The sequence below is a fragment of the Limnobacter parvus genome (assembly GCF_024623725.1).
Classification (GTDB): domain Bacteria; phylum Pseudomonadota; class Gammaproteobacteria; order Burkholderiales; family Burkholderiaceae_B; genus Limnobacter; species Limnobacter parvus.
In genome coordinates this window covers 14,306-38,207 of the sequence record NZ_JANKHG010000018.1, presented here as the reverse complement: position 1 = coordinate 38,207, position 23,902 = coordinate 14,306, and the positions used below count along the sequence as shown (strand labels likewise).

Here is a 23,902-nt window from a genome sequence, read left to right as displayed (position 1 = left end):
TATTTATTTGGTGGCGCTCAACGCCAGTGCGCAGCACAGGGCTGCATCGGGCGTGAACTGCCAGGCGTTGACTGCTTCAACGCAGGCCTTGGGGCGCATTAACTGGAATGCACCCACTTCGCCATCGCGGTTACAGGGGCGGTGGCCTAGCTTTAACTGGCCGTGAAACAGAATCACGGTTTCATGATGCCAGCCACCATACAGCAAGGGCCGACTTAACACCAGTTCATGGGGAACCAAGGGCTTAATCCACGAAAAATCGTCTGAATTTAGCCCGGCTTCTTCATCCAGTTCACGCCACAAAGTGCTTTCAACGGTTTCCGCGCTGGCAATCCCGCCCGCTGCCAGGTTGTCCAGCATGCCGGGATTTTCATGTTTGCTGGTGGCCCGTACACCGACCCATATATGTCCCAAGTGGTTTTCTACATGCACATGCACTGCACGGCTTCTAAGTCCCAGGGTTTTGAACAAAGCCCGCTCGGCAGTGGCCAGGATTTGCCCCCTCGGGCTGAGCACCAGTTGTTCCTCATCGCGCCAGCCGGGTACCAAGCCCAAGGCGCGAAGGCGGTTGGCAATCGAAGCGAATGCGGCACTTAGTGCTTGCGCGTTCGTGTCAGTGAATAAATCAAACCCACGCAGGCTCTGCGTCAACGGCAAGTCCGCTGCCTCGAATGCGGGCAGCAACAGGTGCAAGTGCTGCCGGTCCAAGTGCCCCAGGTGTTCGTCGTTCAGGTACCAGTTGCAGAAACGCTGTGAAGGTGCGCTTTGCCCGTCGCGCCAGCGCGCGATGAACGGTTTGAAATGAGCGGGTACGTTGTTTTGCAACCAGTCTTGATGAGCGGAAATCATAGTTGCTGTGGCTTAGGTTTGAATCAGTTTTTTGTTGTTTTGAATGCTCATTAAAATACCTGCGCCCATCCCCAGTGTAACCATGGCAGTACCGCCATAACTCATCAAAGGCAGGGGCACGCCTACCACCGGCAAGATACCGCTGACCATGCCAATGTTCACAAAGGCATAGGTGAAAAAGATCAGCGCCATGGCACCGGCCATCAAACGGGAAAACAAGGTAGGCGCATTGCCTGCAATCACCAGCCCCCGAACGATCAGGCAGGTATACAGGGTTAACAATACCAAGCAACCTAGCAGGCCAAATTCTTCCGCCAACACTGCAAAAATAAAGTCAGTAGTGCGTTCGGGGATGAACTCAAGGTGGGTTTGTGTACCCTGTAGAAAACCTTTGCCGGTAAAGCCGCCTGAGCCCACCGCAACAGTGGATTGAATAATGTGAAAGCCTTTGCCCAACGGGTCTTGTGTGGGGTCAAGCAAGGTAAGCACGCGCTGGCGCTGGTATTCATGCATCATGGTCCAGAACATGGGCAGGCTGGCCAGGAAAAGGCCGGTAAGCCATGCCATCACTTTCCACGAAAGGCCGGCGAAGAAGATCACAAAGAAGCCCGAGCCCAACACCAACAGCGCCGTACCCAGGTCAGGTTGCTTCAAGATCAATATGCCGGGAATGGCCAAGATAACGGTCGCCACTGCAAATTCGCGCCAACTGGAGACATTTTCCCGCTGCTGGAAAAACCAGGCCAGCATCAAGGGCATGGCAATTTTCATGATTTCAGAAGGTTGAATTCGGATAAACCCCAGGTTTAGCCACCGTTGTGCACCTTTGGAGATGTCGCCAAACAATTCAACTCCGATCAACAGCACCACGCCCACCACATAAAGGGGCACGGCAATCCGCATTAAAAATTGCGGCTTCAGGTTTGCAGTCACCCACATCACGAAAAACGCAATCAAAAGGTTGCGGGAATGATCGGCAAACCGACCCTCGAAATCAAAGGCTGCGCTGTATTGTGTGATCAGCGCAAACACCACCAGCGACAACAGAATGGTACTAAGAACTGGGTCGAAAACGGTCAAAAAGGGTTTCACACGCGGCCAGAATGGCTCGCGCTGCATGGGGCGGCGCATGTGCCTGTTCATGGGGCTGCCTCCTCGGTCGGAGCTAGCGGTGGTGTCGGCAACATGATCGAAGGATCGCTTTGGGCTTCCTGTGCCCAAAATGTGTCCAGAACCTGTTTGATTGCAGGCGCGGCGGATTGGCTGCCAAAGCCGCCGTTTTCTACAATCGCCGCCAGCGCAATTCTTGGTTGTTCCATCGGTGAAAAGGCAATGAACCAGCCGTGGTCTCGAAGGCGTTCCGCCGAGGCCGAGCGTTCCTTGTAGGTTTCGCCTTGCTTAAGGCCAAAGACCTGCGCAGTGCCAGTTTTGCCTGCAACTTCATAGGGGGAGTTCTTGAACACCAAACGTGCCGTACCTTCCAGCACGGCACCACGCATGCCCAATTTCACGGTGTCCACATGGGCTTGTTTCAAATCAAGCTGACGAAATGCCTCCAAGGGTTTTTCCGTTACTTTCCCGCTGACCGGGTTTTGAAACGCACGTACCAATCGCGGCGTGGCATTCATGCCTCCGCTGGCCAATACGGCCGTGGCGTGGGCCAATTGAAGCGGGGTGTAATTGTTGTAACCCTGACCAATTGCCACCGACACGGTTTCGCCTGAATACCAGCGTTGGGCCTCCGCCTTCTTGAATGCATTCGCTTTCCATTCCCGTGAAGGCAGCACACCAGTGCGTTCACCATCCAGATCAATGCCAGTGCGCGACCCGAATCCGAACCTGCCCATGAATTCGGAAATAATGTCGATGCCCATGTCGCTACCCAACATGTAGTAATAGGTGTTGCATGATTCCGCAATCGATTTGTACATGTCGACAAGGCCGTGACCGCCAATTTTGTCGTCCATAAAACGGCGCGAACCGAAATCGTAATACCCCGGGTCGCGCAGGGTGGTGGATGCGGTACGAAATCCTTTTTCAAGCGCGGCCAAAGCCATGAACGGTTTGAAAGTAGAGCCTGGTGGGTAGGTACCTGAAAGCGGGCGGTTCAGCAGAGGGCGGTCAATGCTTTCATTCAGCAATTTCCAGTTTTCTGAATCAATGCCTTCGACAAATAAATTGGGGTCGAAACTGGGTGCGCTCACCATGGCAAGAATGTCGCCATTGCGTGGGTCGATCGCCACCAGCGCGCCCCGTTTGCCCGCCAGGGCTTTTTCCGCCGCATCTTGCAGGCGAATGTCGATCGACAGCATCAGGTTTTCACCCGGCACGGCGGGTGAGCGAGAAAGAACCCGAACTGCGCGACCGCCTGCCGAGGTTTCCACTTCTTCAAAGCCAGTGCGGCCATGCAACTCGGTTTCATAGCGCTTCTCGAGTCCGTCTTTGCCGATGTAAGCGGTGCCCCGATAATTGTTGGTTTGGTTGAGTTCTTCTATCCGGTCTTGGTCGCGCGCCGAAATGCGGCCAATGTAACCCAGCAAGTGGGCTGCGTGCGCACCGTAGGGGTATTGCCGGAAAAGTCTTGCGCGAATTTCAACGCCGGGAAAGCGAAAGCTTTGGACGGCAAAGCGCGCAACTTCTTCATCGGTCAGTCGGGTGCGAATCGGGATGGATTCAAAGCGTTTGGATTCAGCCCGCAGCTTCTTGAACCGGCGGCGATCCAGCGAAGAAATTTCCACTATCTTGCCCAAGTCGTCAATCATCTCATTGAGATTTTCGATTTTGGAAGGCGTAATTTCGAGTGTGTAGGCCGAATAATTGTTGGCCAGTACCACCCCGTTGCGGTCCAGTATCAGTCCGCGGTTTGGAACCAGCGGAACGATGGTAATTCGATTGTCTTCTGCTTTGGATTGGTACTTCTCGTAACTAATAACCTGTAGCCAAAGCAAACGTGCCACCAGCACCATGAACAGGAGCACCACAAACAGGCCAGCCAGAAACAGCCGAAACCGGAATCGTTTAATGGCCTGTTGTGGATGGGTGAATTCGGTCATATTGGGCGGTCATTGTCTCGATTTTGCGGTAGCTTTTGTGGTGCAAGCAACAGAAAATGCATCAGCGGCCACAGGGCCGCAGTCAGAGCGCTTTCGGCAAAAATGTAGGCGCCCGGAAACGTGCCGCCGAACATCACTCGAATGATCACCGTGATGGCTTGCGCCGCCAGAAGCAGGGGAAAAATGTGGGCGGCCTGCATCAGTGGCGAGAACCACATCACCCTGCGATGAATCGTGATCGCAAAGTAAGACAACAAGGTATAGGCCAACGCATGTTCGCCAAACACACTGGCAGAATGCACGTCGATGGCAGCACCAAAACACCATGCAACGCCAATTCCAATTCGGCGCGGTTGCCGAATGTTCCAGAACACGAGCACCAAGGCCAGCATGTCGGGGGTAATCCAATTGCGATCAATTGGTATAAATTTGAACAACATTGCTGCAAACAGCGAAAAAGCGATGAACCAAGGATTCACCGGTCGCAGAATTTCCGAATCGCCAAATGGGTTAATTGCCATTTCCTGCCCTCAGGTTGTTGCTGGGCAACGGCAAGGCGGTGCTCGGGGCAGTTGTTGCGGCGGCGGCGGGGGGCGCCGTGGTTGGCGCATTCTCTGCAGGTGCTTCGCCTTCTGTGGTGGGGGCGTTCTCAACGTTTGAACTTGTTGTGTCCCGAAAGGTATCCAGCACCAATACAAAACGATGGCGCTCTACACCAGCAATTGGTTCACAGAAAATGCTGGCAAAGGCATAACGCGAGTTTCTTTCCACGCGAATAACCCGCGCCACTGGAATGCCCCGCGGGTAAACTCCATCAAGTCCAGAGGTCACCAACAGGTCGTTGTTCTCGATGTCGGCATTGGCTGCCATAAAGCGAAGTTCGATCAGCCCACCATCCAGGCCACCATACGCCACGCTTCGTAAGCCATTTCGCAGGCTTTCCACAGGGATTATTTGTTCTTTGTCCGTAATCAGGCTGACTTCAGCGCGGCTTGGGAAGGCGCGTGTTACCTGGCCCAGCAAGCCCAGTTCGTCAATTACAGGCATGCCTTCTTTGACACCCTGAATCAAACCCTTTCCGATGATGATTTTGCGGGAAAAAGGATCGCGAGCATCGCTGACAATTTCACTGAGAATGGAGCGTTTCACCTGCAAGGTGTTGCCCACATTCATCAGTTTGCGAAGCTTCTCGTTCTCCTGCTTCACTGTTTCCAGTTCATGCAGCTTCTGCTTGTCTTGAATCTGTTCGCGAATCAGTTCTTTGTTTTCAGACTGAAGTGTGTCCAGCGTGGAAATGTAGTCGATTCCAGCACGACCCCATTCAACTGGTAGGCTGGCAACCTTCTGTACTGGGTACAGCACGGTGCCCACCACTTTGCGCACCACTTCCATAGCACCAAAGCGCGCATCAGCAAACAAAAGCCCCACCGAAAGCGCAACAAAGAAGACCAGCCGCACACGTGCGGATGGTCCCTGTTTGAACAACGGTGGTGGTGTGTACTCCATAGGCTTTTCGCCGGTTCAATGCCAAGCCGTGTCAGAAGCCAGAGTTCGAACCGTTTGTACTCTACTTATTCGCTGGTGAAAATAGTGCCCAATTTGTCCATGCGTTCAAGCGCAAGGCCACAACCACGAACCACGCAAGTCAAGGGGTCTTCGGCCACGTGTACTGGCAAGCCGGTTTCTTCCATCAACAAACGGTCCAGGTCGCGCAGCAAAGCGCCACCGCCGGTCAACATCATGCCGCGCTCAGCAATGTCAGCGCCAAGTTCTGGCGGTGTTTGTTCCAGTGCAGACTTCACGGCGGAAACAATTGCATTCAAAGGTTCGGTTAAGGCTTCCAGAATTTCGTTCGATGAAATTGTGAAGCGTCGTGGAATGCCTTCCGACAAATTGCGGCCGGTTACTTCCATGTCTTTCACTTCTGAACCGGGAAAAGCCGAGCCAATTTGCTTTTTGATGGCTTCAGCTGTGGGTTCGCCGATCATCATGCCGTAGTTGCGGCGAATGTAACTGATGATGGCTTCATCAAACTTGTCGCCGCCCACGCGCACGCTGCCTGCGTACACCATGCCACCCAGGGAAATAATGCCTACTTCCGTGGTGCCGCCGCCAATGTCAACGACCATTGAGCCTGAGGCTTCTGAAACCGGCAAACCAGCACCAATTGCAGCAGCCATGGGTTCTTCAATCAGGTAAACCTGCGACGCACCTGCGCCCAATGCGCTTTCGCGAATGGCACGGCGTTCAACTTGTGTGGACCCGCAGGGCACGCAAATGATTATTCTGGGGCTGGGTGAAAACAGTCGGCTTTCATGCACCATCTTGATGAACTGCTTGAGCATTTGCTCAGTCACCGTGAAGTCGGCAATCACGCCGTCTTTCATGGGGCGAATGGCCTCAATGTTGCCCGGCACTTTGCCCAGCATCTGCTTGGCTTCAAGGCCCACTGCAGTGATGGTTTTTTTGCCGTTGGGGCCGCCTTCCTGGCGAATTGCAACTACGGAGGGTTCGTCAAGAACGATTCCCTTGGTGCGGGCGTAAATTAGCGTGTTGGCCGTGCCCAAATCAATGGCCAAATCGTTTGATAAGTAGCTGCGTAGAAACCCAAACATGGTGATGTTCTAACCTGTATTGTGTAGTTGGAGAGCTGCCAAGCCCGCGAAGCTCAAAGTTGTCTAGAAGTTGTCCGGCTCGCCACTATTTATGGAACTTCACTTGTCAAGTGGCGTAACTACCGATGATAACCTATAAAATATGCAGACTTTGATCAACACAGACTTTCACCAAGTGGCTTTTGCATCATTTAGAAGCGATGCTCTGGCCTGCTTGTTGGCGGAGAAAATTTATGTCCCTGGATTCTGGGCAAATTGCAAAAATTGCGGCTTTGTCGCGCTTGAAAGTAGCACCCGAGCAAGCCCAAGCCCTTGAGCAACAATTGAACAACATCATGCAATTGGCCGATCGCTTAAGCAGCGAGAACACCGACGGTGTTGAACCCTTGGCGCACCCAATTTCGTTGATTCAACCCATCGCCTTGCGCTTGCGCGAAGATGCCGTTTCGGAGGCCGACAACCGCAGCGCCAATATGGCCAATGCGCCCGCGGCCGAGAAGGGGCTGTTTCTGGTGCCCAAGGTGATCGAGTAATTTTTTCACTGCCTTATGTCGTGAGTTCTTCATGAATAGCGTGGTCCCCCTAATTTTAAAAATCTGACATTGGAATGTGGTTTTAAGCATGTCTTCCAAACTTCAAAGCATTTCCCAGCTGCGCACTTTGCTGGACGAGAAAAAGGCCAGCGCCACCGAGTTGGCGCAGCAAGCGTTGCGTGAAGCGGGGCAACAATCCAAATTGAACGCATTCGTCGACATTCGCGATGACCTGACGCTTGAACAAGCCAAGGCCGCCGATGCGCGCCTGGCTGCAGGCGAAACCGGTGCCTTGCTGGGCATTCCTACCGCGCACAAAGACATTTTTGTCACCCAAGGCTGGACCAGCACTGCGGGCTCGAAAATGCTGGCAGGCTACCAAAGCCCGTTTGATGCCGAAGTGGTGGCCCGCCTGAATGCAGCAGGTACCGTGAACATTGGCAAGGTGAATTGTGATGAATTCGCCATGGGTTCCTCGAATGAAAAAAGTGCCTATGGCCCTTGCTTGAATCCTTGGGACACACTGGCCGTACCCGGTGGTTCCTCTGGCGGCTCGGCTGTTGCCGTAGCTGCCGGTGTGGTGCCTTTTACCACGGGTACCGACACAGGCGGCTCAATTCGCCAGCCCGCTTCGCTGTGTGGCATTACGGGCATTAAGCCAACTTATGGCAGTTGCAGCCGTTACGGCATGATTGCCTACGCCAGCAGCTTGGACCAAGCCGGTCCGATGGCCCACAGCGCACGCGATTGCGCACTGGTGTTGAACGCCATGGTGGGCTTTGATGTGAAAGACAGCACCAGTGTGCAGCGTCCGGCTGCTTCCCAAGGCGTCAATGAAGATTTCACCGCTGGTTTCGGAAAGCCCTTGCGCGGCGGAGATGCAGCAAATCCACTCGCTGGTGTTCGCATTGGTTTGCCCTCAGAATTTTTTGGTGAGGGTTTGGCCGCCGATGTGCGTGCGCCAATTGATGATGCGCTGAAGCAATTGGAAGCCATGGGCGCAACCTTGGTGAGTATCAGCCTGCCCCGCACGGAATTGTCGATTCCAGCTTATTACGTGATTGCACCCGCCGAGGCCAGTTCCAACCTGTCGCGCTTTGATGGCGTGCGCTATGGTCACCGCGCTGCCAATTACACCGATTTGAAATCCATGTACGAGAATTCGCGCAGTGAAGGATTCGGTTTGGAAGTGCAGCGCCGCATCATGGTGGGTGCCTATGTGCTCTCGCACGGTTATTACGATGCGTACTATTTGCAGGCCCAGAAAATTCGTCGCCTGATTGCACAAGACTTTCAAGCCGCTTTTCAACAGTGCGACTTCATCGCCGGGCCGGTTAGCCCTACGGTTGCGTGGAATTTGGGCGAAAAATCTGCCGACCCGGTTCAAATGTACCTGGCCGATATTTATACGCTAAGTACCAGCCTGGCTGGTTTGCCCGGCATGAGTGTGCCGGTGGGTTTTGGCGACAAGAATCGCCCGGTTGGCATGCAGCTGATTGGCAATTATTTCAAGGAAGGGGAATTGCTGGCGCTGGCAGATTACTACCAAACCGCCACCGATTGGCACCTTCGCACACCGTTTTAACAAGGATCGCACCATGCAATGGGAAATTGTGGTGGGTCTTGAAACCCACACCCAGTTAACAACAGAGTCAAAAATTTTCTCTGGCGCAAGTACCGCCTTCGGCGCTGAACCCAACGCGCAAGCCTGCGCCGTGGATTTGGCATTGCCGGGCGTACTGCCAGTGATGAACAAAGCTGCAGTACAGCGCGCCATTCAGTTCGGATTGGCGGTGGGGGCCAAGGTGGCCGAACATTCTGTATTCGCCCGCAAAAATTATTTCTACCCCGACTTGCCCAAAGGCTACCAAATCAGCCAGTTTGAAATTCCGGTGGTGCAGGGCGGCACAGTCAGCTTCTTGCTGGGCGATCAAATGAAAACCGTGCGACTGGTGCGCGCTCACCTCGAAGAAGATGCGGGCAAAAGCCTGCATGAAGACTTCGCGGGTCAATCGGGCATCGACCTGAACCGCGCGGGCACGCCCTTGCTTGAAATTGTGACCGAGCCCGACATGCGCTCGGCCGAGGAAGCGGTGGCTTATGCCAAAACTCTACACACTTTGGTTACTTGGCTGGGCATTTGCGACGGCAATATGCAGGAAGGCAGTTTCCGTTGCGATGCCAACGTGTCGGTGCGCCCCAAAGGTGAAACCAAGCTGGGCACGCGTTGCGAAATCAAGAACCTGAACAGCTTCAAGTTTTTGCAGGCCGCCATTTTGTATGAAGCGCAGCGCCAAATCGAGATCATTGAGGATGGTGGTGTCATCAAGCAGGAAACACGGCTTTACGACCCGGATCGCAACGAAACCCGTTCCATGCGCAGCAAGGAAGACTCGGAAGACTACCGTTATTTCCCCGACCCCGATCTGCCACCGCTTGTTATTTCTGCCGAGTGGGTTGAGCAAGTGCGCGCTGAAATGCCTGAACTGCCGGGCCAGAAGCAGGCGCGTTACACCGCCGAATTGGGCCTGAGCGAATACGACGCTGTTACTTTGACTGCCAGCCGCGCAATGACCAATTATTTCGAAAGCGCATTGGAGGTGGCTGGCAATGACAAAGCCAAGCCCCTGGCCAACTGGTTGCTGGGTGAGTTCTCGGCCAGCCTTAACCGCGATGATAAATCACCGGCCGAGTCGCCGATTGTCCCTGAACTAATGGCGGCACTGGTGAAGCGCGTGGTGGATGGTACCTTGAACAACAAAACTGCAAAAGTGGTTTTTGCCGCTTTGTGGGATGGCAAGTACAGTGATGTTGATGCGTGCATCAAAGGCGAGGGGCTGGAGCAAATTTCCGATTCTGGCGCGGTCGAGAAAATGATTGACGATGTGCTTGCAGCGCACCCAGGCCCGGTGGAGGAATACAAAGCTGGCAAGGAAGCCTCGTTTAACTTCCTGGTGGGGCAGATCATGCGCGCGGCGCGTGGGAAGGCCAACCCGGCGCAGGTGAACGAGATTTTGAAAGCGAAGTTGAGCGCGTGATTTTGCCAACTCGTCAGCGTTGCCTGCTTCCTCACTGAAAACCGCTTGATCCCTTATTGAATCAATTCTTGCTCACCGAGCTCGGCAAAAAAGATGGCCGAGTCTCGGTGCCGGCTTTCAGCCGAACGCTGCGAATGGATTCATATGGGGCGGTTTTCTTGAAGTTCGGAACAGGCAAGCCCATTGCCGAGTTGGCATGAATCTGCGCCAGCGACGCTCTACAGCCACGCAATTAAGCGCTGGGTTTGACGCCCAATCGGCAGCGTTGTTCCAATCGCTTCGCCTTCAAGAAAACCTGCCCGTTTGAATTCACACGCCACGTTCGACCAAAGGTCGACACCGAGGATCGGCCATCAGTTTTGCCGACCTCGGTGAGTCAGTGTGAACTTCAAAAAGGGGTCAACAGGTTTTCGGGCGAAAGATTGTGACTCGCGCCGATTCGGGGTCCGGATTTGATTGTTGAATCAGCGGTCTCGCGGTTTTGGAGCCCAGAAACAGACCGGTCATAGCGGATGGTCGTAATCTGCAATCAGCGGCGCATGGTCCGAAAACTTTTGCGCCTTGTACACACTCACTTCGCGAATCGAATCCCGCAAAGCAGGGCTGACCATCTGGTAGTCAATCCGCCACCCCACGTTCTTGGCATAGGCCTGGCCTCGGTTGCTCCACCAGGTGTAGCAGCCTTCCGTTTCTTCGGGGTAAAGCACGCGGTAAGCATCAACCCAACCGCGTTTTTCCATGGCGTTTCCAATCCACGCGCGTTCTTCAGGCAAAAAACCGCTGTTCTTCAAGTTGCCTTTCCAGTTCTTCAGGTCAATTTCCTTGTGGGCAATATTCCAGTCGCCACACAACACAACAGGCTTCTTCTTGCTCTCAAATTCATCGAAAACTTCAGCAAAATGATCTAAAAACCGGAATTTGGCTTCCTGGCGTTCTTCTGAGCTGCTGCCCGATGGAAAGTAAATGGACGACACAATCAGGTTCTCGAATTCCGCAGTCACCATGCGTCCTTCTGCGTCGAATTCAGCATTATTTAGGCCATAAGTCACGTTAAGTGGTTTTATTTTGCTGTAAAGTCCCACCCCGCTGTAGCCCTTTTTCTCCGCTGCCTGAAAGTAGCCAGTGTATTCACCAGGTTGCAGGTGTTGGGGCCCCAGGTCGGCAAGGTGGGCTTTAATTTCCTGAACACACACCACATCGGCCTGGCTTTGGTTCATCCAGTCGAAAAATCCTTTTGTGTGTGCAGAACGAATTCCATTCAGATTTGCTGAGATAATGCGGGTCATTGTTTGAAGTCTGTTTTTAGGGATTGATCGTGGTCGATTCAAATCAAAATTTGCAGGTGCTTTCCGATCAGTTTTTGCAGTTCGCTGTCGAAAAGCAGGTGTTGCGCTTCGGTGAATTCAAAACCAAGGCAGGCAGAATGTCGCCTTATTTTTTCAATGCGGGTTTGTTCAACTCGGGTTCATCACTTCAAAAGCTTAGTGAATTTTACGCACAAACTTTGTTGGAGCAAACCGCTGAGCGTGGAATTGAGTTCGACATGTTGTTTGGCCCGGCGTACAAGGGTATTCCATTGGTGGCGGGTGCAACCATGGAAATGGCCCGGCGCGGCCGCGATGTGCCCTATGCATTTAACCGCAAGGAAGTAAAAGACCATGGCGAGGGTGGCTCACTGGTTGGGGCACCGCTTGAAGGTCGTGTTGTGATTGTTGATGATGTTATTTCAGCAGGCACATCGGTTCGCGAATCGGTGGAAATTATCCGTGCAAACGGTGCCGAACCGGCGGCGGTGTTAATCGCATTGGACCGCATGGAAAAGGGTGTGCGCGACGGGCAAGACACAGAACACTCGGCTGTTCAGGAAGTAGAACAGCTTTATGGCATTCCCGTAATAGCAATTGCCAACCTGCAAGACTTGTTGCGCTATCTATTAACACGGCAAGCAGCCAATGTTCGCTTGGCTGGCTGGTATGAAAAGGTAAAGGAATACCGCGCCCGCTACGGTGTGCTTTAAAGCACGACCGACACGAGTTCATGCCCCGAAAGTGCGCGGTAAATGGCGTCCAGCTCCTCTTGGCTGTTCACTGGCACATTGCAGGTCAGGCTCAAGTAGTTGCCTTTGCTGCTCGGACGCATTTCTACGCCCGAAACATCAAAGCTTGGGTTTAAGGAAAGCAGCAAATCGCAAATGACCTGAGAAAACTCCGGTACATTTTTGCCCATCACCTTGATCGGAAAATCGCATGGAAATTCGATCAGGCTTTGCTTGCCTTGGCCGGGTGTTGTCTCGCTCATTGCTTACTCTTCAAACCAAAGTTTTGCCGAATCCACCACACGCCCGAACAGGCCTGCTTCCTCAATGGTTGTCAGCGCTAGCAAAGGCACCGTGCCGATTGTTTCTCCGTTCAAGGTCAGCTTCAATGAGCCCAGTTCTGTACCCGCAGGAATAGGCGCAATCAAAGTGCTTTTCTTCTCGACAGTGGCTTTAAGTTGTTTGGCCATGCCGCGGGGAACGTTGATTAACAGGTCTTTGTTCACCCCCAGTTTTACCTCTTTTTCCTGGCCCTTGAATACTTCGCTGGTGCTGATGGCTTGCTTGGCTGAATACAGTTTCACGGTTTCAAACATTTGGTAGCCATAGTTCATCAGTTTCAAGCTTTCCTGGGTGCGTGCCTGATCAGACGTGGTACCCAGTACTACGGAAAGCAAGCGACGGTCTACGCCATTGGGCAGTGTGCGATTGGCTGAACTCACCAGGCAGTAGCCTGCTGCATTGGTGTGGCCGGTTTTCATGCCGTCGACCGAGGAGTCAATCCAAAGCAGGCGGTTGCGGTTGGGCTGGCGAATCCCGTTGTAGGTGTATTCCTTGGTGGAGTACATTGTTTTGTAGTATTCCGGAAAATCCAGAATAATCCGTTTGGCCAAAATTCCCAAATCGCGTGCGGTCGTGTAATGCTGAGGATCGGGTAGACCAGTTGCGTTTCTGAAGTTGGTGTCTGTCAGACCCAAGCGTTTGGCCTGCTGATTCATCAGCGTCGCAAAATTGTTTTCATCGCCAGCCAGTAATTCAGCAATGGCGCGGCTTGCATCATTGCCCGATTGCACAATCACGCCATACAGCAGTTCTTCTACGGTCACTGGCTTGTTGGGCTCAATGAACATGCGCGAACCCTCGGCTTTCCATGCGAATGGCGAAACTGGCACTTGCTGGTCCATGCGGATTTGTTTGCTTTCCAGCGCTGCAAATGCCATGTAGGCAGTCATCAATTTGGTCAGTGAAGCAGGGTCAAGGCGTTCCCGGCTGTTAAATTCAGCCAAAGTTTGCCCGGTGGTCAGGTCGAGCAACATGTAACCTTTCGCGCCAATTTCAGGCGGGGGCGGCATAACGCTGGACTGGGCAATCGCCTGGCTTGCGCCAAAGCCAAGGCCCACGATCAAGGACAATTGGCCCAAGTGGCGCTTGAATCGGGAAATTCCTGAATTAAACAAGTAAAAAGCTCCTGTATTTTAAAAATGGAAAAACATGTTTGTTGGCGTTCAGCTAGGGTAGTAACGCACAACCAGCTCTTTAAGTTGAGGCAGTTTTCCATGAAAAAAGTGTTCCACCCCGGGCATTACCACCACGGGAACATTGGTTTGCCCCGCCCAGCGCAGTACATCGGTCAGTGGCACGGTGTCGTCGACCTCGCCGTGAATCACCAGGGTGTCCTCGGGTACGGGTGCAACGGTAAAGCGGCTTGTTGCTGTGCCCACCAGCACCATTTTGCCAATTGCTACGTCTGCTTTACGCAGCTGCTCCGCAGCGTGGGTGGTCACAAAAGCACCAAACGAAAAACCTGCCATGGCAACTGGCTGATTTTGTAGTGTTGCGGGCAGCAGCTTAACCTTGGCTTCATGAGTTAGTTGAACCATGTCGCTTGTTTCACCGTCGCCATTGTCGTGCGCTCCGGCACTTTGACCCACGCCTCGGAAGTTGAAGCGCACTGTGACATAACCCAGTTGAAGAAAAGCGCGCGCCAGCGTTTGCACCACTTTGTTGTCTTTGGTGCCGCCAAACAAAGGGTGCGGGTGCGCAATTACTGCCAGCCCTTTAACATCTTCAGCTGGTTCGTCAATGGACACTTCAATGGGACCAGCCTTGCCTTCCCACAACTCATGTCGTGTTTTTGGATTCATGGCAGTCGAAGGCGTTCAACAATTTGACCGCCCACCAAGTGGGAATCGATGATTTCGTCCACATCGGTGATGTCCACGTAGGTGTACCAAATTCCTTCGGGGTACACCACCAGCACTGGGCCTTCATCACATCGGTCAAGACAACCTGCCTTATTCATCCGAATTTTACCCTGACCATTCAAGCCCAGTTTCTTGATGCGTTCTTTGGCATGCGCGTGGGCTGCCGATGCATGGCAATCCGCGCAACAACTTTCGTTGTTGGGCCGCTGGTTCGTGCAAAAGAAAACATGCTTCTGGAAGTAGCTCATGGCTGGTGGAATCCGCGTGGGTGCTCAGGGTTGCTTTCTATTATCGCCGAAAACGCCGTTCGGGCAGGCTCAAAAACGTTAAAACAGTCACTGCCAGAATGGGCCACAATTCACTGACCCAACGGCCAGCCTCTTGCAAAGTTCTGAAAATCGCCAAAACCCCGGTACCTGGGTCACCCAGTTCCGGATCGTGCACGCCAGGCAGCAGCAGGGTGATCAGCCAGCCGGCAAGAAGGTGAATCAAGCCGATTCGCGCCATGTGGTGCGGCAACACTGGCATCATTGAAATTGCCAGGGACGCCACAAAAGCAATTGCCAGCCCCAGGCTGTTGGCTTCAAACCAGCGCTGGACCAAATAGCTCCATGCTGGCATGGGTGCCAGAACCAGGTAATCGAGCAGGCGAATTAACAAGGTCAGAATTATCAAAACAATCAAAAGGCGTGCGCGCGGAGACCCGGCGTGGGTTTGTGCAAGGCCAATCATCCAGGCGCACATTAAAAAACAGTAATTAATGAATGTAGGCGCCATGGTTTCAATGTGCAGTAAAACCTCCAGTGGAATTCCGAAGGGCGTGCCTTGTTGCAAAGGGTCGGGAATTTCAAACAAGTTTCCCAGCCACAAACCGGTGCTGAACGTTGGGTTTTGGGGCGGAAATATGCTGATGAACCACAGGCTAAGCAACCCCATCCCAATCCATGCGCGCTGAATGAGCCAATGCTCCAGGCGGCGATTCAGCGAGGGGGCGATTCGATGTTGTGCGGTGACATAGATGCCAATCATCACGCCCAGTGCAGCGCCCATGGTGTTTGTTGCCAAATCCATTTTCGAAGGTACGCGGCTGGGTAAAAAGGTTTGCACCGACTCCAGCGCAAATGAAATCAACATGCACAACAAGACCGCCAAAATCTTGTCGAAGGTGCGGGGTTGTTTATTCAGACCCAGCAACATCAAAAAACCCAAGGGGATGTAACCCAAGGTGTTGATCATGATGTCGCCCCAAAGCACTGTTTGGTGCACGGGGATCCAGGGTCCAAACAGAAACTCCAGCGGGCCAATGCCGATGTGTCGCCAACCGCTGTAGGGAAAAAGGCTTAGGTGGATCACCACGCATGCATACAAGCTCGCAAACATCAGAATCCCGGTGTACGGAGTTCTTTTCAGCAGGCTGGAATGGATTGGCGGCATGGAGTTTGAACAATTCCTTGGTTTTATGGCACGTTGGGGGGGTAATATGAGCGCAAATCTGTCATTTACCCAGATGTACCCCTCATTCGATGTTAACCCAAGCCGATGTGCACTGGATCGAACTCGATTCGGTCGACTCTACAAATGATTACCTGACACGCGCTTACCAACAGAGCCGCGTGTCCGGATGTGTTGCTGTGCTGGCGCATGCGCAAACGGCTGGCCGCGGGCGTTCTGGGCGTAGCTGGCAGTCCGCGCCGGGCGCAAGCCTGTGTTTGTCGTTAGGGATGCCATTGGCGGGGTACCAACTTCCCTTCCTGCCCCTGTGTGTGGGGGTGGCCGTGGCGCAGGTGCTGGAAATGCTGAATTTGCCCGTTCGCTTGAAATGGCCCAATGATTTGCTGATTGACGATCAAAAACTCGGTGGCGTGTTGTGTGAATCGTTTCAAACCGATGGCGGACCTGTCACAGTGATGGGTGTAGGGCTTAATCTATTGCCTATGAATGTGCCCGATGCGCTTTCTGGGCAAGGCGCTACAAGTCTGGCAGCCAGCTTGCCAGAAGGCGCAACCCCGTCTGCGCTCACTTTGGCGCAGAGCATCATTCCTTCGGTTTTGAATTTGATCAATCAGGCCCAACAACAGGGTGTAGCCGCAGTGTTTAACCTGTTTACACAACGTGATGCATGGTTGGGTCGCGAGGTGCAGGTGCTGGATCAAGGCGAAGTTTGCTACATGGGCAAGGCCATGGGAATTAACGAACACGGCGCATATTTGGTGAACACCACCGGTGGATTGAGGGCGTTGAATGCGGGCGATCTGTCTTTGCGGGTGAACGCGTGAGCGGCGCCTTGTTGTGCATTGATGCAGGGAATACGCTTGTGAAATGGTGCGTTCATACCGAGCCAGCCCAGCCTTTTGGGTCGAAGAATGAATTTTTTAGTCATCCCACTTCAGGCTTCAAGCCATTTTGCAATTCATTGAACTTGATCCAAGACCAACTCGGGCAGGTCTTGAAGAAGCAAGATTTTTCATTTGAAGCCGTGGTCTTGAGCAATGTGTTGGGTCCCGATTTCGAGCAGGCAGTGCGCCAGTTGTGTGATGCCTACCAGGTGCCTTTGCATGTGTTGGCGGTGAACACGAACACGCAGTTGCAATCGACCTACGACAACCCTGCCGCTTTGGGGAAAGACCGCTGGGCGGCGTGCCTTGCGCTGACGCAGATCAGTCGTTTCAGGGTCAATTTACTCGTCAGTTTTGGCACCGCTACCACGCTGGACGTTGTTGTGAAAACTGCCAACTGGCAGCACCAAGGCGGTTTCATCGTGCCCGGTGTACAAACCATGTTGCGCAGTTTGAATGCCAATACAGCAGAGTTGCCACAGGTTGAATTACAGATTCCCGTTGCAGGTGGTGTGTGGCCCACCAACACGCAACAAGCCATTGGTGAGGGGGTAGGCAGAATGCAGGTCGCGTTGGTTGAGTCGTTGGCCCAAGAGTTGCAAACCCGCCATGGCGAGCTGCCCGCAGTGTGGTTTTGTGGTGGCTTTGCTTCAACGATGCAAACTAGTTTGCCGCAAGCCTTTGTGCTGGAACATGCCGTATTCAAAGGCCTGGTTTTTGATTACCAGTTAAGCAGGCGTGGTTCGCGATGAACAGATGGCGTGCTTTGTTGGGCCTTCTGATTGCAGGCAATCTGGGTTTGTTGGCTTGGGGGTTTGGTGGCAGTGGGGGGAATATTAAAACCATTGAAAGCCCGGGCTTGCGCGCAGAATGGGTATCAGTGGAGCGGCCTTGGCAGGAAGCCGTCGAGGTGGTGCGAACACCTGCCCCAGTGGCCCCGAAAATTAATTTGAAGCAAGGGCAGGCGCAGCTGGATTCCGCAATTGAAACAGCCAGCAAGCAGGTGTTCGACGATCCCAAAAACAATCAGGAATGCTTGGTTTGGGGGCCGTTGTTGCAAAGTGAATCAGCACGTGTGCAAGATTCGCTGGCCAATTGGGGCGGTGAAACAGACCGGCTTGAGCGGCAGGTTCCGGTGGGCTACGTGGTGTACCTGCCGCAAGACATGGTGAACAGTGGCGTGGGTATTGAGCAGTTGTCGGGCAAGGGCATCACCGACATGTTTTACATCACAACCCCTGGCCCTCTGCAGGGCACGATTTCACTGGGGCTGTTTCGTGATGAGGATCGGGCAAACATTCAGAAAGACGAGTTGGCCCGCCGCGGTGTCGAGGGTGTACAAATTCGTGAACGCCTCGGTCCAGTGCGTGTGTTTTTTGAACTGCGGGGTACGCCCGCGCAACTGGATTCAATGCGCGCTATTTTCAATTTGAATCGCAAGGGTGAATTAAAGCCTTGCGAGTCCTAAAGATCTCCGCTTCGATCGTGCTTCAGGAACACACTGTTTAACGCTGTGTCGTCGGCATTCACGCTTTTGCTCCAGCAAATTACCTTGAATGCCTCACCCATGTCCGCTTCGTTCAATAGCGTATTGAGGTTTTGGCGCAGCAGTACCCCAAGTGTAGGGTGTGTAAATTCTGCTTGTTGCGCTGCCAAATCCAGAATGCCATGTCCCAGCAAAAATTCCCCTTGGTGGCAATAGCCTTCCAGTTCGCCTGCGCAGCTGCTTAGCGCCTCATACACTGCGCTGAAGTTCACATGCGCAGTCAAATCCTGTTCCCCCACCTTCACCAAAAAATCATCGTGCGCCGTGTGGCGGCTGGTGGCACGCAAGGTGCCCTGGCTGCGGGTGGGGTGGTAGTACATGGCGGCGTGAAAACCATAGTCAATCAACAAGGCCACGCCGTTTAACCGTTCGGTAATTGTGCGCACCCAAGCAGTGCTCTGTTCTGCAATTTCTGATTCGAACCCCTCAGGCCATGGGCCATACAAGGCGTTCATTTTTTGAATTTCCGTGGCAAACAGTGGGTCGGCTGGTTTCCATACAAACTGCAATCGATCGTCAATATATTGGACCCAGGCTTCCAGTGGCCCGTTGCTGTGCCATTTGAATCGCCGCACCGGGGTTGCATCCAGAATTTCGTTGCCAAGCACCACGCCTTGGATACGTTCTGGCAGCTTGCTCAGCCATTGAATTTTCTTGAGTACTTCCGGGCCATGCTGCGCGGTCAGCCTTGCAAGTTGAACTGTTTTCAGGCCCCCTGACAAATCAACAATGTTGTATTGCGTAACCAAGTCGCCCGCACTGCTCAATACATCACAGGCCAGTTGCCCTGTGCCCGCGCCAAACTCATACACCACGCCGTTGCAGCGTGGCAGTACACCACGAATTGCCTTGCCAATGGTTTGACCAAACAGGGGGCTTAGTTCGGGCGCGGTTATGAAGTCGCCATCGCGGCCAAAAATGCGGTCGCCCCGGCTGTAATACCCGTGTTGCGGGTGGTACAGGGCAAAGTGCATGAATGCATCAAAGCGAGTGGCTTGATTAAAATTCGACAGCATGGGGCAGGTCTGGTTTAGAATAGAGGGTTGTTCTTTTAAAAATCAAAGCCTTGGGGCAACATTGCAGCAATATTCATGTTCGCTTTGATACGTTTTAGATTCTAACCGATGACGCAATTAAAACTATCGACATCATCCTCACCGCAGTTCGCCTTGGTAACAGGCGGCGCGAAGCGATTGGGCAAAGCCATTGCGCTTGAATTGGCGCGCGCTGGCTGGTCGATTGTGTTGCATTGCCGAAGCTCCCTGAACGAGGCCCGAGACACCGCAGTGGAAATCCAGGCTTTTGGCGTTCAGTGCGTGGTGGTTCAGGCCGATCTTGAGAAGCCTGACGAAGTGGACGCTCTGTTTGATGAAGCCGAGAAAGCTGGCCCCATCCGCTGCGTGGTCAACAATGCTTCCTTGTTTGAATTTGATTCAGGTGAAAATTTTCAACCTGCACTGTTCCACCGGCACATGGCATCCAATTTGGCTGCACCCATTCAATTGGCCAAGCGCTTGTTTCACCACGTGCCAGACTACGAACAGGCAGTTGTAGTGAATTTGCTTGATCAAAAACTGAAAAACCTGAACCCCGATTTTTTAAGCTACACGCTGACCAAAGCCGGGCTTGAAACTGCCACCACCATGCTGGCCATGGAACTGGCGCCCAAAGTGCGCGTGGTGGGCGTGGCCCCCGGCCTAACTTTGATATCGCATTTACAAACCGACGCGCAATTCGAGAACACCCACCGAATTTCGCCCTTGAATAAATCTTCCGAGCCCCAAGACATTGCCAACACGGTGCTGTTTTTGGTGCAAAGCCGCGCAATCACTGGCACCACCATTCTTGTGGATGGTGGGCAGCATTTGGTGCCCATGGCGCGCGATTTCAGCATGATGACACCATGACAGACTGGTTTTTTGACCCTCGCTTGGCCGATTGCCGCCGCGTATTCATACGCGATTTCGACGTGTCGGCAGCCATCGGCGTTTTTCCCCAGGAGTTGGGGCGCACGCAGGCTGTGCGCATCAATATCGATTTCTGGGTGAAGTGCGCTTCCACGCCTTCCGAGCGCGATTTGTTGGTTGACGTGGTCGATTATGACTTCGTTCGACCCGGTATTCACGGCCTTATCCAGTCGGGCCACATTGGCTTGCTTGAAACGCTGGTCGACAAAACCCTGGCCCTCGTGCTTGATCACCCCAAAGTACTGGCAGCCCGCGTGCGCGCTGAAAAATCCGAGGTGTACCCCGACTGTGAATCAGCCGGTGTGGAGGTATTCCGCTTCAAATCTTCGCTGAGTATTTAACCATGCAAACCATCACCATTTTCCCCAACAAGGCCGAGCAAAAAGAAGCGTTTGAATTCAACAAACTTGAAAAGCGCTTGACCAAACAGGTGGGTCAAGCCATCGCTGACTTCAACATGATTGAAGACGGCGACAAAGTCATGGTGTGTGTCTCCGGTGGCAAAGACAGCTATGGCTTGCTCGATGTTTTGTTGCTGCTTCGCCAGCGCGCGCCCATTCACTTCGACATCATTGCGGTGAACCTGGATCAAAAGCAGCCCGGTTTCCCGGAAGAGGTGTTGCCCAATTATTTGCGCAGCATCAATGTGCCTTTTCACATTGAAGAACAAGACACATATTCAATCGTGAAGCGTGTCATTCCTGAAGGCAAAACCACCTGCTCCTTGTGTTCACGTTTGCGCCGTGGAATTTTGTACCGTGTTGCGACTGAGTTGGGTGCCACCAAAGTGGCCTTGGGCCATCACAAAGACGACATATTGCAAACTTTGTTGTTGAATTTGTTTTACGGTGGCCGCATGAAAGGCATGCCACCCAAGCTCGTCAGCGACAATGGCGAGCACACCATTATTCGCCCCCTGGCTTATTGCCGTGAAAGTGATTTGGCCCGCTATGCTGAAGAAAAAAGCTTTCCGATTATTCCGTGCAACCTTTGCGGCAGCCAGGAAAACTTGAAGCGCAAGGAAATGGCCGCCTTGCTCAAGCAGTGGGAAAAACACAACCCGCGCTGGATCGCCAATCTGTTCACATCCTTGTCCACCGTGGTGCCTTCGCACCTGATGGACCGCAAGCTGTTTCCGTTTGAAACCATTCGCCCCGGCGCAGTGCTCGAGGACGGCGCGGGCGACACGGCGTTTGATGCGGATGACGAGTGTTAAGCAAGATCCGAAGGCGCTAGGAAATGTTGTGTGCCTGATGCTTTGTGGCCGATTCAAGGCGGGCTTCCCGGTTTGATTTAATGCGAGGTGCAGGCCCGAAGGGCATGATGCGAACACGCTTGGCGTTTCGCATGCACCGAGCAAGAATCAAATAAGGGAACCAAAGCCCGACAAGGCCATGAAGCATCAGGCATTCAATCTGCACCAAGCGACTTCAAGCTTTGCGAAGCATCGTCATCACTTCAAAAACAGCTTGTACGCCGGGTTCTCGGTTTCGTTCACCGCCGGGTAGCCCAACTGTTTCACAAACTTGTCGAACTCAGCATGGTCCGCGGGTGGCACTTGAATGCCCACCAGAATGCGGCCATAGTCAGCACCATGGTTGCGGTAGTGAAACAGACTGATGTTCCAGCCAGGGTTCAAAGCGGTCAGGAATTTGGTCAGTGCACCAGGCCGCTCGGGAAATTCAAAGCGGTACACCAGTTCATGGTCAGCCAAATTCGAACGGCCGCCCACCATGTGGCGCAAGTGCAGCTTAGCCATTTCATCGTCGGTCAGGTTCAGAGCATCAAAGCCTGAGGCGATAAAGCGTTGTTGCAGCTCATCAGCCTGCGCCCGGTTGCCGATTTGAATGCCCACAAAAATATTGGCCTTGGCTGAATCGGACATGCGGTAGTTGAATTCAGTCACATTCGTGGGGCCCAGCAGGTCACAAAATTTCCTGAAACTGCCGCGTTCTTCCGGCACTGTAATCGCGAAAATTGCTTCGCGCTGTTCGCCCACTTCGGCACGTTCTGCCACAAAGCGCAGGCGGTCAAAGTTCATGTTGGCGCCACAGGAAATCGCAACCAGTGTCTGGTTTTGCAAACCCATTTCAGCGGCGTATTGCTTCAAGCCCGCCACAGCCAATGCACCGGCGGGTTCCAGAATGCTGCGGGTGTCTTGAAACACGTCCTTAATGGCGGCACAAGCTTCATCGGTTGTTACCCGCACAATGCCGTCCACATATTTCTCGCACAGGCGGAAGGTTTCTTCGCCCACCAGTTTCACTGCGGTACCGTCGGAAAACAGGCCCACCTCAGCCAAAGTCACGCGTTGGTGGTTCTCCATGCTTTGGGCCATGGCGTCGGAATCTATGGTTTGCACGCCAATGATTTTAATATCTGGGCGCAGTTGCTTTACATAAGCACCCACACCCGCAGCCAAACCACCGCCACCAATGGCAATAAAAATGGCATGAATCGGGTTTTGGTGCTGGCGCAGAATTTCCATGCCCACGGTGCCTTGGCCCGCAATGACGTCAGGGTCATCAAATGGGTGTACGAAGGTTAACCCTTTTGCTTTTGCCAATTCGGCGGCGTGGCCTGCCGCATCGCTGTAACTCTCACCAAACAGCACCACATTCACCCAGTCGCCGCCAAAGCGTTTAACCGCATCAATTTTCAGGGCGGGGGTGGTGGTGGGCATCACAATGGTGGCCAGGCAATTCATTTTGGCCGCAGACAAGGCCACGCCCTGCGCATGGTTGCCTGCAGATGCAGCAATCACGCCGCGTTCAAGCTGAATCGGGGTAAGGTGCGCCATCTTGTTGTAAGCACCGCGCAGCTTGAAGCTGAACACCTTTTGCATGTCCTCGCGCTTGAGCAACACCTCATTGCCGGTGCGTATCGACAAAGAATGCGCACGCTCCAGTGGAGTTTCGATGGCCACATCGTAAACTTTCGCAGTCAGTATGCGTTTTAGATAGTCTAGACCCACAAAACACCTTTTTTGGCGACTTTTTGATTGAAATATGGGCATTGCCCACGCAGGCTACACTTTACAGCATGAGGACAATCCCATTCAGTGCCCGGCGCGTTTGGGTCGCATCTGCGGGTCGCCTTCGGGCATAATTCAGGGTGAGTTTTTCAAGGACAGGTTCAAACCCCCAATGGCACAATCAAAATCGGCTCAATCAAAAGCAAAACCCCAAGCCCACAAATCCAAGGGCAACGCCATTCCGGCTTTCGTATTCGGCATGGTGTTTGGACTGCTAATCGCGTTGGGCGTGGCCCTCTTTGTCAGCAAGTCTGAATTGCCTTTCTCGGGGGCTGAAACGCAGGGCGCGGTGGCCAAGGTGTCGCCAGGCCCTGGCAATAACCCCCCCGATCCGAATTCTGCAATTTATGGAAAAGCCAATGCTAATCAAGGCAATGTGGTAACTGCAGACCCATTCCAGCAGGGAACGGAACCTCAGACCGCCGACTCCACTCCAACCGAGCAAGTTGAACCTGTTGCCCAGACCGTCTACTTCTTGCAGTTGGGTAGTTTCAGGAATCGGGAAGATGCGGAGCAATTGCGGGCGCAGTTGGCCTTCGTTGGAACTGAATCGGAAATCGCTGTGGGTGAGGTCAACGGAAATATTGTGAATCGCGTTCGTGTTGGCCCCTTCGTCAGTGCGAATGAAGCCTATCAAGCCCGAATCCCGCTTACCAAAGGTGGATTCGAAGCAACTGTAGTCAAGGAGTAAA

The 23,902-nt window shown here is 53.3% G+C and carries 25 protein-coding genes; 11 read left to right on the top strand and 14 right to left on the bottom strand.

Annotated elements, in window-relative coordinates; translation table 11 throughout:
* Positions 1-3: 3 nt before the first annotated feature.
* The 6 genes from NSP04_RS10615 to NSP04_RS10590 all read right to left on the bottom strand — a co-directional run bounded on the left by NSP04_RS10615 (position 4) and on the right by NSP04_RS10590 (position 6,517).
* Positions 4-849, bottom strand: a complete 846-nt coding sequence (locus NSP04_RS10615; RefSeq protein WP_257512326.1) for an NUDIX hydrolase — start codon at positions 847-849, stop codon at positions 4-6.
* 12 nt (positions 850-861) lie between these two features.
* Positions 862-1,992, bottom strand: coding sequence for a rod shape-determining protein RodA (gene rodA, locus NSP04_RS10610; protein ID WP_257512325.1), 1,131 nt, complete (start codon positions 1,990-1,992; stop codon positions 862-864).
* Positions 1,989-3,902, bottom strand: a complete 1,914-nt coding sequence (gene mrdA, locus NSP04_RS10605) for a penicillin-binding protein 2 (protein WP_257512324.1) — start codon at positions 3,900-3,902, stop codon at positions 1,989-1,991. Before mrdA ends, rodA begins: the two co-directional genes overlap by 4 nt.
* The gene (gene mreD / locus NSP04_RS10600) at positions 3,899-4,423 is read right to left on the bottom strand and encodes a rod shape-determining protein MreD (protein WP_257512323.1); all 525 of its coding nucleotides are present in this window, start codon (positions 4,421-4,423) and stop codon (positions 3,899-3,901) included. Before mreD ends, mrdA begins: the two co-directional genes overlap by 4 nt.
* Positions 4,413-5,408: a rod shape-determining protein MreC gene (gene mreC, locus NSP04_RS10595; protein WP_257512322.1), complete on the bottom strand. Its 996-nt coding sequence runs from the start codon at positions 5,406-5,408 to the stop codon at positions 4,413-4,415. Before mreC ends, mreD begins: the two co-directional genes overlap by 11 nt.
* A 65-nt stretch (positions 5,409-5,473) precedes the next feature.
* Complete coding sequence (locus NSP04_RS10590) at positions 5,474-6,517, bottom strand: rod shape-determining protein (protein ID WP_008248080.1); 1,044 nt, start codon at positions 6,515-6,517, stop codon at positions 5,474-5,476.
* Positions 6,518-6,750: 233 nt separating this feature from the next.
* Here NSP04_RS10590 and gatC point away from each other — a divergent pair, with 233 nt between their 5' ends.
* The 3 genes from gatC to gatB all read left to right on the top strand — a co-directional run bounded on the left by gatC (position 6,751) and on the right by gatB (position 10,088).
* Entirely contained in the window at positions 6,751-7,050 is a 300-nt protein-coding gene (gene gatC, locus NSP04_RS10585) for an Asp-tRNA(Asn)/Glu-tRNA(Gln) amidotransferase subunit GatC (RefSeq protein WP_257512321.1), read from the top strand.
* A gap of 88 nt (positions 7,051-7,138) precedes the next feature.
* Positions 7,139-8,635 carry an Asp-tRNA(Asn)/Glu-tRNA(Gln) amidotransferase subunit GatA gene (gene gatA, locus NSP04_RS10580; RefSeq protein WP_257512320.1) on the top strand — a complete coding sequence of 499 codons (1,497 nt, stop codon included), beginning with the start codon at positions 7,139-7,141 and terminating at the stop codon, positions 8,633-8,635.
* A 13-nt stretch (positions 8,636-8,648) separates the two neighbouring features.
* A complete protein-coding gene (gene gatB / locus NSP04_RS10575) occupies positions 8,649-10,088 on the top strand; it encodes an Asp-tRNA(Asn)/Glu-tRNA(Gln) amidotransferase subunit GatB (RefSeq protein ID WP_257512319.1) in 1,440 nt (479 codons plus the stop codon).
* Between the two features lie 503 nt (positions 10,089-10,591).
* Here gatB and NSP04_RS10570 read toward each other — a convergent pair.
* A complete protein-coding gene (locus NSP04_RS10570; protein WP_257512318.1) occupies positions 10,592-11,374 on the bottom strand; it encodes an exodeoxyribonuclease III in 783 nt (260 codons plus the stop codon).
* Positions 11,375-11,397: 23 nt separating this feature from the next.
* Between NSP04_RS10570 and pyrE the strand changes: the two genes are divergently transcribed.
* Entirely contained in the window at positions 11,398-12,105 is a 708-nt protein-coding gene (gene pyrE / locus NSP04_RS10565) for an orotate phosphoribosyltransferase (RefSeq protein WP_257512317.1), read from the top strand.
* On the opposite strand, the gene NSP04_RS10560 is transcribed toward pyrE, so the two are convergent.
* The 5 genes from NSP04_RS10560 to NSP04_RS10540 are packed head-to-tail and all read right to left on the bottom strand — an operon-like array spanning position 12,102 to position 15,761.
* Positions 12,102-12,386 (bottom strand): HP0495 family protein, encoded by a 285-nt coding sequence (locus NSP04_RS10560; RefSeq protein ID WP_257512316.1) that lies wholly within the window; start codon positions 12,384-12,386, stop codon positions 12,102-12,104. The two genes, pyrE and NSP04_RS10560, sit on opposite strands and share 4 nt — an antisense overlap.
* Before the next feature lie 3 nt (positions 12,387-12,389).
* Positions 12,390-13,580, bottom strand: coding sequence for a D-alanyl-D-alanine carboxypeptidase family protein (locus NSP04_RS10555; protein ID WP_257512315.1), 1,191 nt, complete (start codon positions 13,578-13,580; stop codon positions 12,390-12,392).
* Positions 13,581-13,628: 48 nt separating this feature from the next.
* Positions 13,629-14,267, bottom strand: a complete 639-nt coding sequence (locus tag NSP04_RS10550; RefSeq protein WP_257512314.1) for an alpha/beta hydrolase — start codon at positions 14,265-14,267, stop codon at positions 13,629-13,631.
* Positions 14,264-14,575 (bottom strand): (2Fe-2S) ferredoxin domain-containing protein, encoded by a 312-nt coding sequence (locus NSP04_RS10545; RefSeq protein WP_257512313.1) that lies wholly within the window; start codon positions 14,573-14,575, stop codon positions 14,264-14,266. The genes NSP04_RS10550 and NSP04_RS10545 overlap by 4 nt, the downstream gene beginning before the upstream one ends.
* Positions 14,576-14,615: 40 nt before the next feature.
* On the bottom strand, positions 14,616-15,761 hold the full coding sequence (locus NSP04_RS10540) for a VanZ family protein (protein ID WP_257512312.1): 1,146 nt from the start codon (positions 15,759-15,761) through the stop codon (positions 14,616-14,618).
* A gap of 89 nt (positions 15,762-15,850) precedes the next feature.
* Between NSP04_RS10540 and NSP04_RS10535 the strand changes: the two genes are divergently transcribed.
* From NSP04_RS10535 to NSP04_RS10525, 3 genes are read left to right on the top strand one after another with little or no spacing between them, the layout of a single operon-like run.
* Positions 15,851-16,603 carry a biotin--[acetyl-CoA-carboxylase] ligase gene (locus tag NSP04_RS10535; RefSeq protein WP_257512311.1) on the top strand — a complete coding sequence of 251 codons (753 nt, stop codon included), beginning with the start codon at positions 15,851-15,853 and terminating at the stop codon, positions 16,601-16,603.
* The gene (locus NSP04_RS10530) at positions 16,600-17,415 is read left to right on the top strand and encodes a type III pantothenate kinase (protein ID WP_257512310.1); all 816 of its coding nucleotides are present in this window, start codon (positions 16,600-16,602) and stop codon (positions 17,413-17,415) included. The genes NSP04_RS10535 and NSP04_RS10530 overlap by 4 nt, the downstream gene beginning before the upstream one ends.
* Entirely contained in the window at positions 17,412-18,131 is a 720-nt protein-coding gene (locus tag NSP04_RS10525) for a hypothetical protein (RefSeq protein WP_257512309.1), read from the top strand. The genes NSP04_RS10530 and NSP04_RS10525 overlap by 4 nt, the downstream gene beginning before the upstream one ends.
* On the opposite strand, the gene NSP04_RS10520 is transcribed toward NSP04_RS10525, so the two are convergent.
* A complete protein-coding gene (locus NSP04_RS10520; protein WP_257512308.1) occupies positions 18,128-19,225 on the bottom strand; it encodes a class I SAM-dependent methyltransferase in 1,098 nt (365 codons plus the stop codon). The genes NSP04_RS10525 and NSP04_RS10520 overlap by 4 nt on opposite strands.
* A 108-nt stretch (positions 19,226-19,333) precedes the next feature.
* On the opposite strand from NSP04_RS10520, the gene NSP04_RS10515 reads away from it, so the two are divergent.
* From NSP04_RS10515 to ttcA, 3 genes are read left to right on the top strand one after another with little or no spacing between them, the layout of a single operon-like run.
* Positions 19,334-20,116 (top strand): SDR family oxidoreductase, encoded by a 783-nt coding sequence (locus NSP04_RS10515; RefSeq protein ID WP_257512307.1) that lies wholly within the window; start codon positions 19,334-19,336, stop codon positions 20,114-20,116.
* Positions 20,113-20,517, top strand: a complete 405-nt coding sequence (locus tag NSP04_RS10510) for a dihydroneopterin aldolase (RefSeq protein WP_257512306.1) — start codon at positions 20,113-20,115, stop codon at positions 20,515-20,517. Before NSP04_RS10515 ends, NSP04_RS10510 begins: the two co-directional genes overlap by 4 nt.
* A 2-nt stretch (positions 20,518-20,519) precedes the next feature.
* Positions 20,520-21,392, top strand: a complete 873-nt coding sequence (ttcA, locus tag NSP04_RS10505) for a tRNA 2-thiocytidine(32) synthetase TtcA (RefSeq protein ID WP_257512305.1) — start codon at positions 20,520-20,522, stop codon at positions 21,390-21,392.
* A 237-nt stretch (positions 21,393-21,629) separates the two neighbouring features.
* Here the strand turns inward: ttcA and ilvA are convergent, their stop codons facing one another.
* Positions 21,630-23,150 carry a threonine ammonia-lyase, biosynthetic gene (ilvA, locus tag NSP04_RS10500; protein ID WP_257512304.1) on the bottom strand — a complete coding sequence of 507 codons (1,521 nt, stop codon included), beginning with the start codon at positions 23,148-23,150 and terminating at the stop codon, positions 21,630-21,632.
* A gap of 172 nt (positions 23,151-23,322) precedes the next feature.
* Between ilvA and NSP04_RS10495 the strand changes: the two genes are divergently transcribed.
* Complete coding sequence (locus NSP04_RS10495) at positions 23,323-23,901, top strand: SPOR domain-containing protein (RefSeq protein ID WP_257512303.1); 579 nt, start codon at positions 23,323-23,325, stop codon at positions 23,899-23,901.
* Position 23,902: the final 1 nt, after the last annotated feature.

Coding starts and splice junctions, on each gene's coding strand:
- gatB (WP_257512319.1), top strand. CDS start 8,649: ATGCAATGGGAAATTGTGGTGGGTCTTGAAACCCACACCCAGTTAACA.
- NSP04_RS10540 (WP_257512312.1), bottom strand. CDS start 15,761: ATGCCGCCAATCCATTCCAGCCTGCTGAAAAGAACTCCGTACACCGGG.
- mrdA (WP_257512324.1), bottom strand. CDS start 3,902: ATGACCGAATTCACCCATCCACAACAGGCCATTAAACGATTCCGGTTT.
- NSP04_RS10550 (WP_257512314.1), bottom strand. CDS start 14,267: ATGAATCCAAAAACACGACATGAGTTGTGGGAAGGCAAGGCTGGTCCC.
- NSP04_RS10510 (WP_257512306.1), top strand. CDS start 20,113: ATGACAGACTGGTTTTTTGACCCTCGCTTGGCCGATTGCCGCCGCGTA.
- NSP04_RS10590 (WP_008248080.1), bottom strand. CDS start 6,517: ATGTTTGGGTTTCTACGCAGCTACTTATCAAACGATTTGGCCATTGAT.
- mreC (WP_257512322.1), bottom strand. CDS start 5,408: ATGGAGTACACACCACCACCGTTGTTCAAACAGGGACCATCCGCACGT.
- NSP04_RS10545 (WP_257512313.1), bottom strand. CDS start 14,575: ATGAGCTACTTCCAGAAGCATGTTTTCTTTTGCACGAACCAGCGGCCC.
- NSP04_RS10570 (WP_257512318.1), bottom strand. CDS start 11,374: ATGACCCGCATTATCTCAGCAAATCTGAATGGAATTCGTTCTGCACAC.
- NSP04_RS10560 (WP_257512316.1), bottom strand. CDS start 12,386: ATGAGCGAGACAACACCCGGCCAAGGCAAGCAAAGCCTGATCGAATTT.
- NSP04_RS10535 (WP_257512311.1), top strand. CDS start 15,851: ATGTTAACCCAAGCCGATGTGCACTGGATCGAACTCGATTCGGTCGAC.
- NSP04_RS10525 (WP_257512309.1), top strand. CDS start 17,412: ATGAACAGATGGCGTGCTTTGTTGGGCCTTCTGATTGCAGGCAATCTG.
- NSP04_RS10515 (WP_257512307.1), top strand. CDS start 19,334: ATGACGCAATTAAAACTATCGACATCATCCTCACCGCAGTTCGCCTTG.
- NSP04_RS10495 (WP_257512303.1), top strand. CDS start 23,323: ATGGCACAATCAAAATCGGCTCAATCAAAAGCAAAACCCCAAGCCCAC.
- NSP04_RS10520 (WP_257512308.1), bottom strand. CDS start 19,225: ATGCTGTCGAATTTTAATCAAGCCACTCGCTTTGATGCATTCATGCAC.
- gatA (WP_257512320.1), top strand. CDS start 7,139: ATGTCTTCCAAACTTCAAAGCATTTCCCAGCTGCGCACTTTGCTGGAC.
- rodA (WP_257512325.1), bottom strand. CDS start 1,992: ATGAACAGGCACATGCGCCGCCCCATGCAGCGCGAGCCATTCTGGCCG.
- ttcA (WP_257512305.1), top strand. CDS start 20,520: ATGCAAACCATCACCATTTTCCCCAACAAGGCCGAGCAAAAAGAAGCG.
- NSP04_RS10615 (WP_257512326.1), bottom strand. CDS start 849: ATGATTTCCGCTCATCAAGACTGGTTGCAAAACAACGTACCCGCTCAT.
- gatC (WP_257512321.1), top strand. CDS start 6,751: ATGTCCCTGGATTCTGGGCAAATTGCAAAAATTGCGGCTTTGTCGCGC.
- mreD (WP_257512323.1), bottom strand. CDS start 4,423: ATGGCAATTAACCCATTTGGCGATTCGGAAATTCTGCGACCGGTGAAT.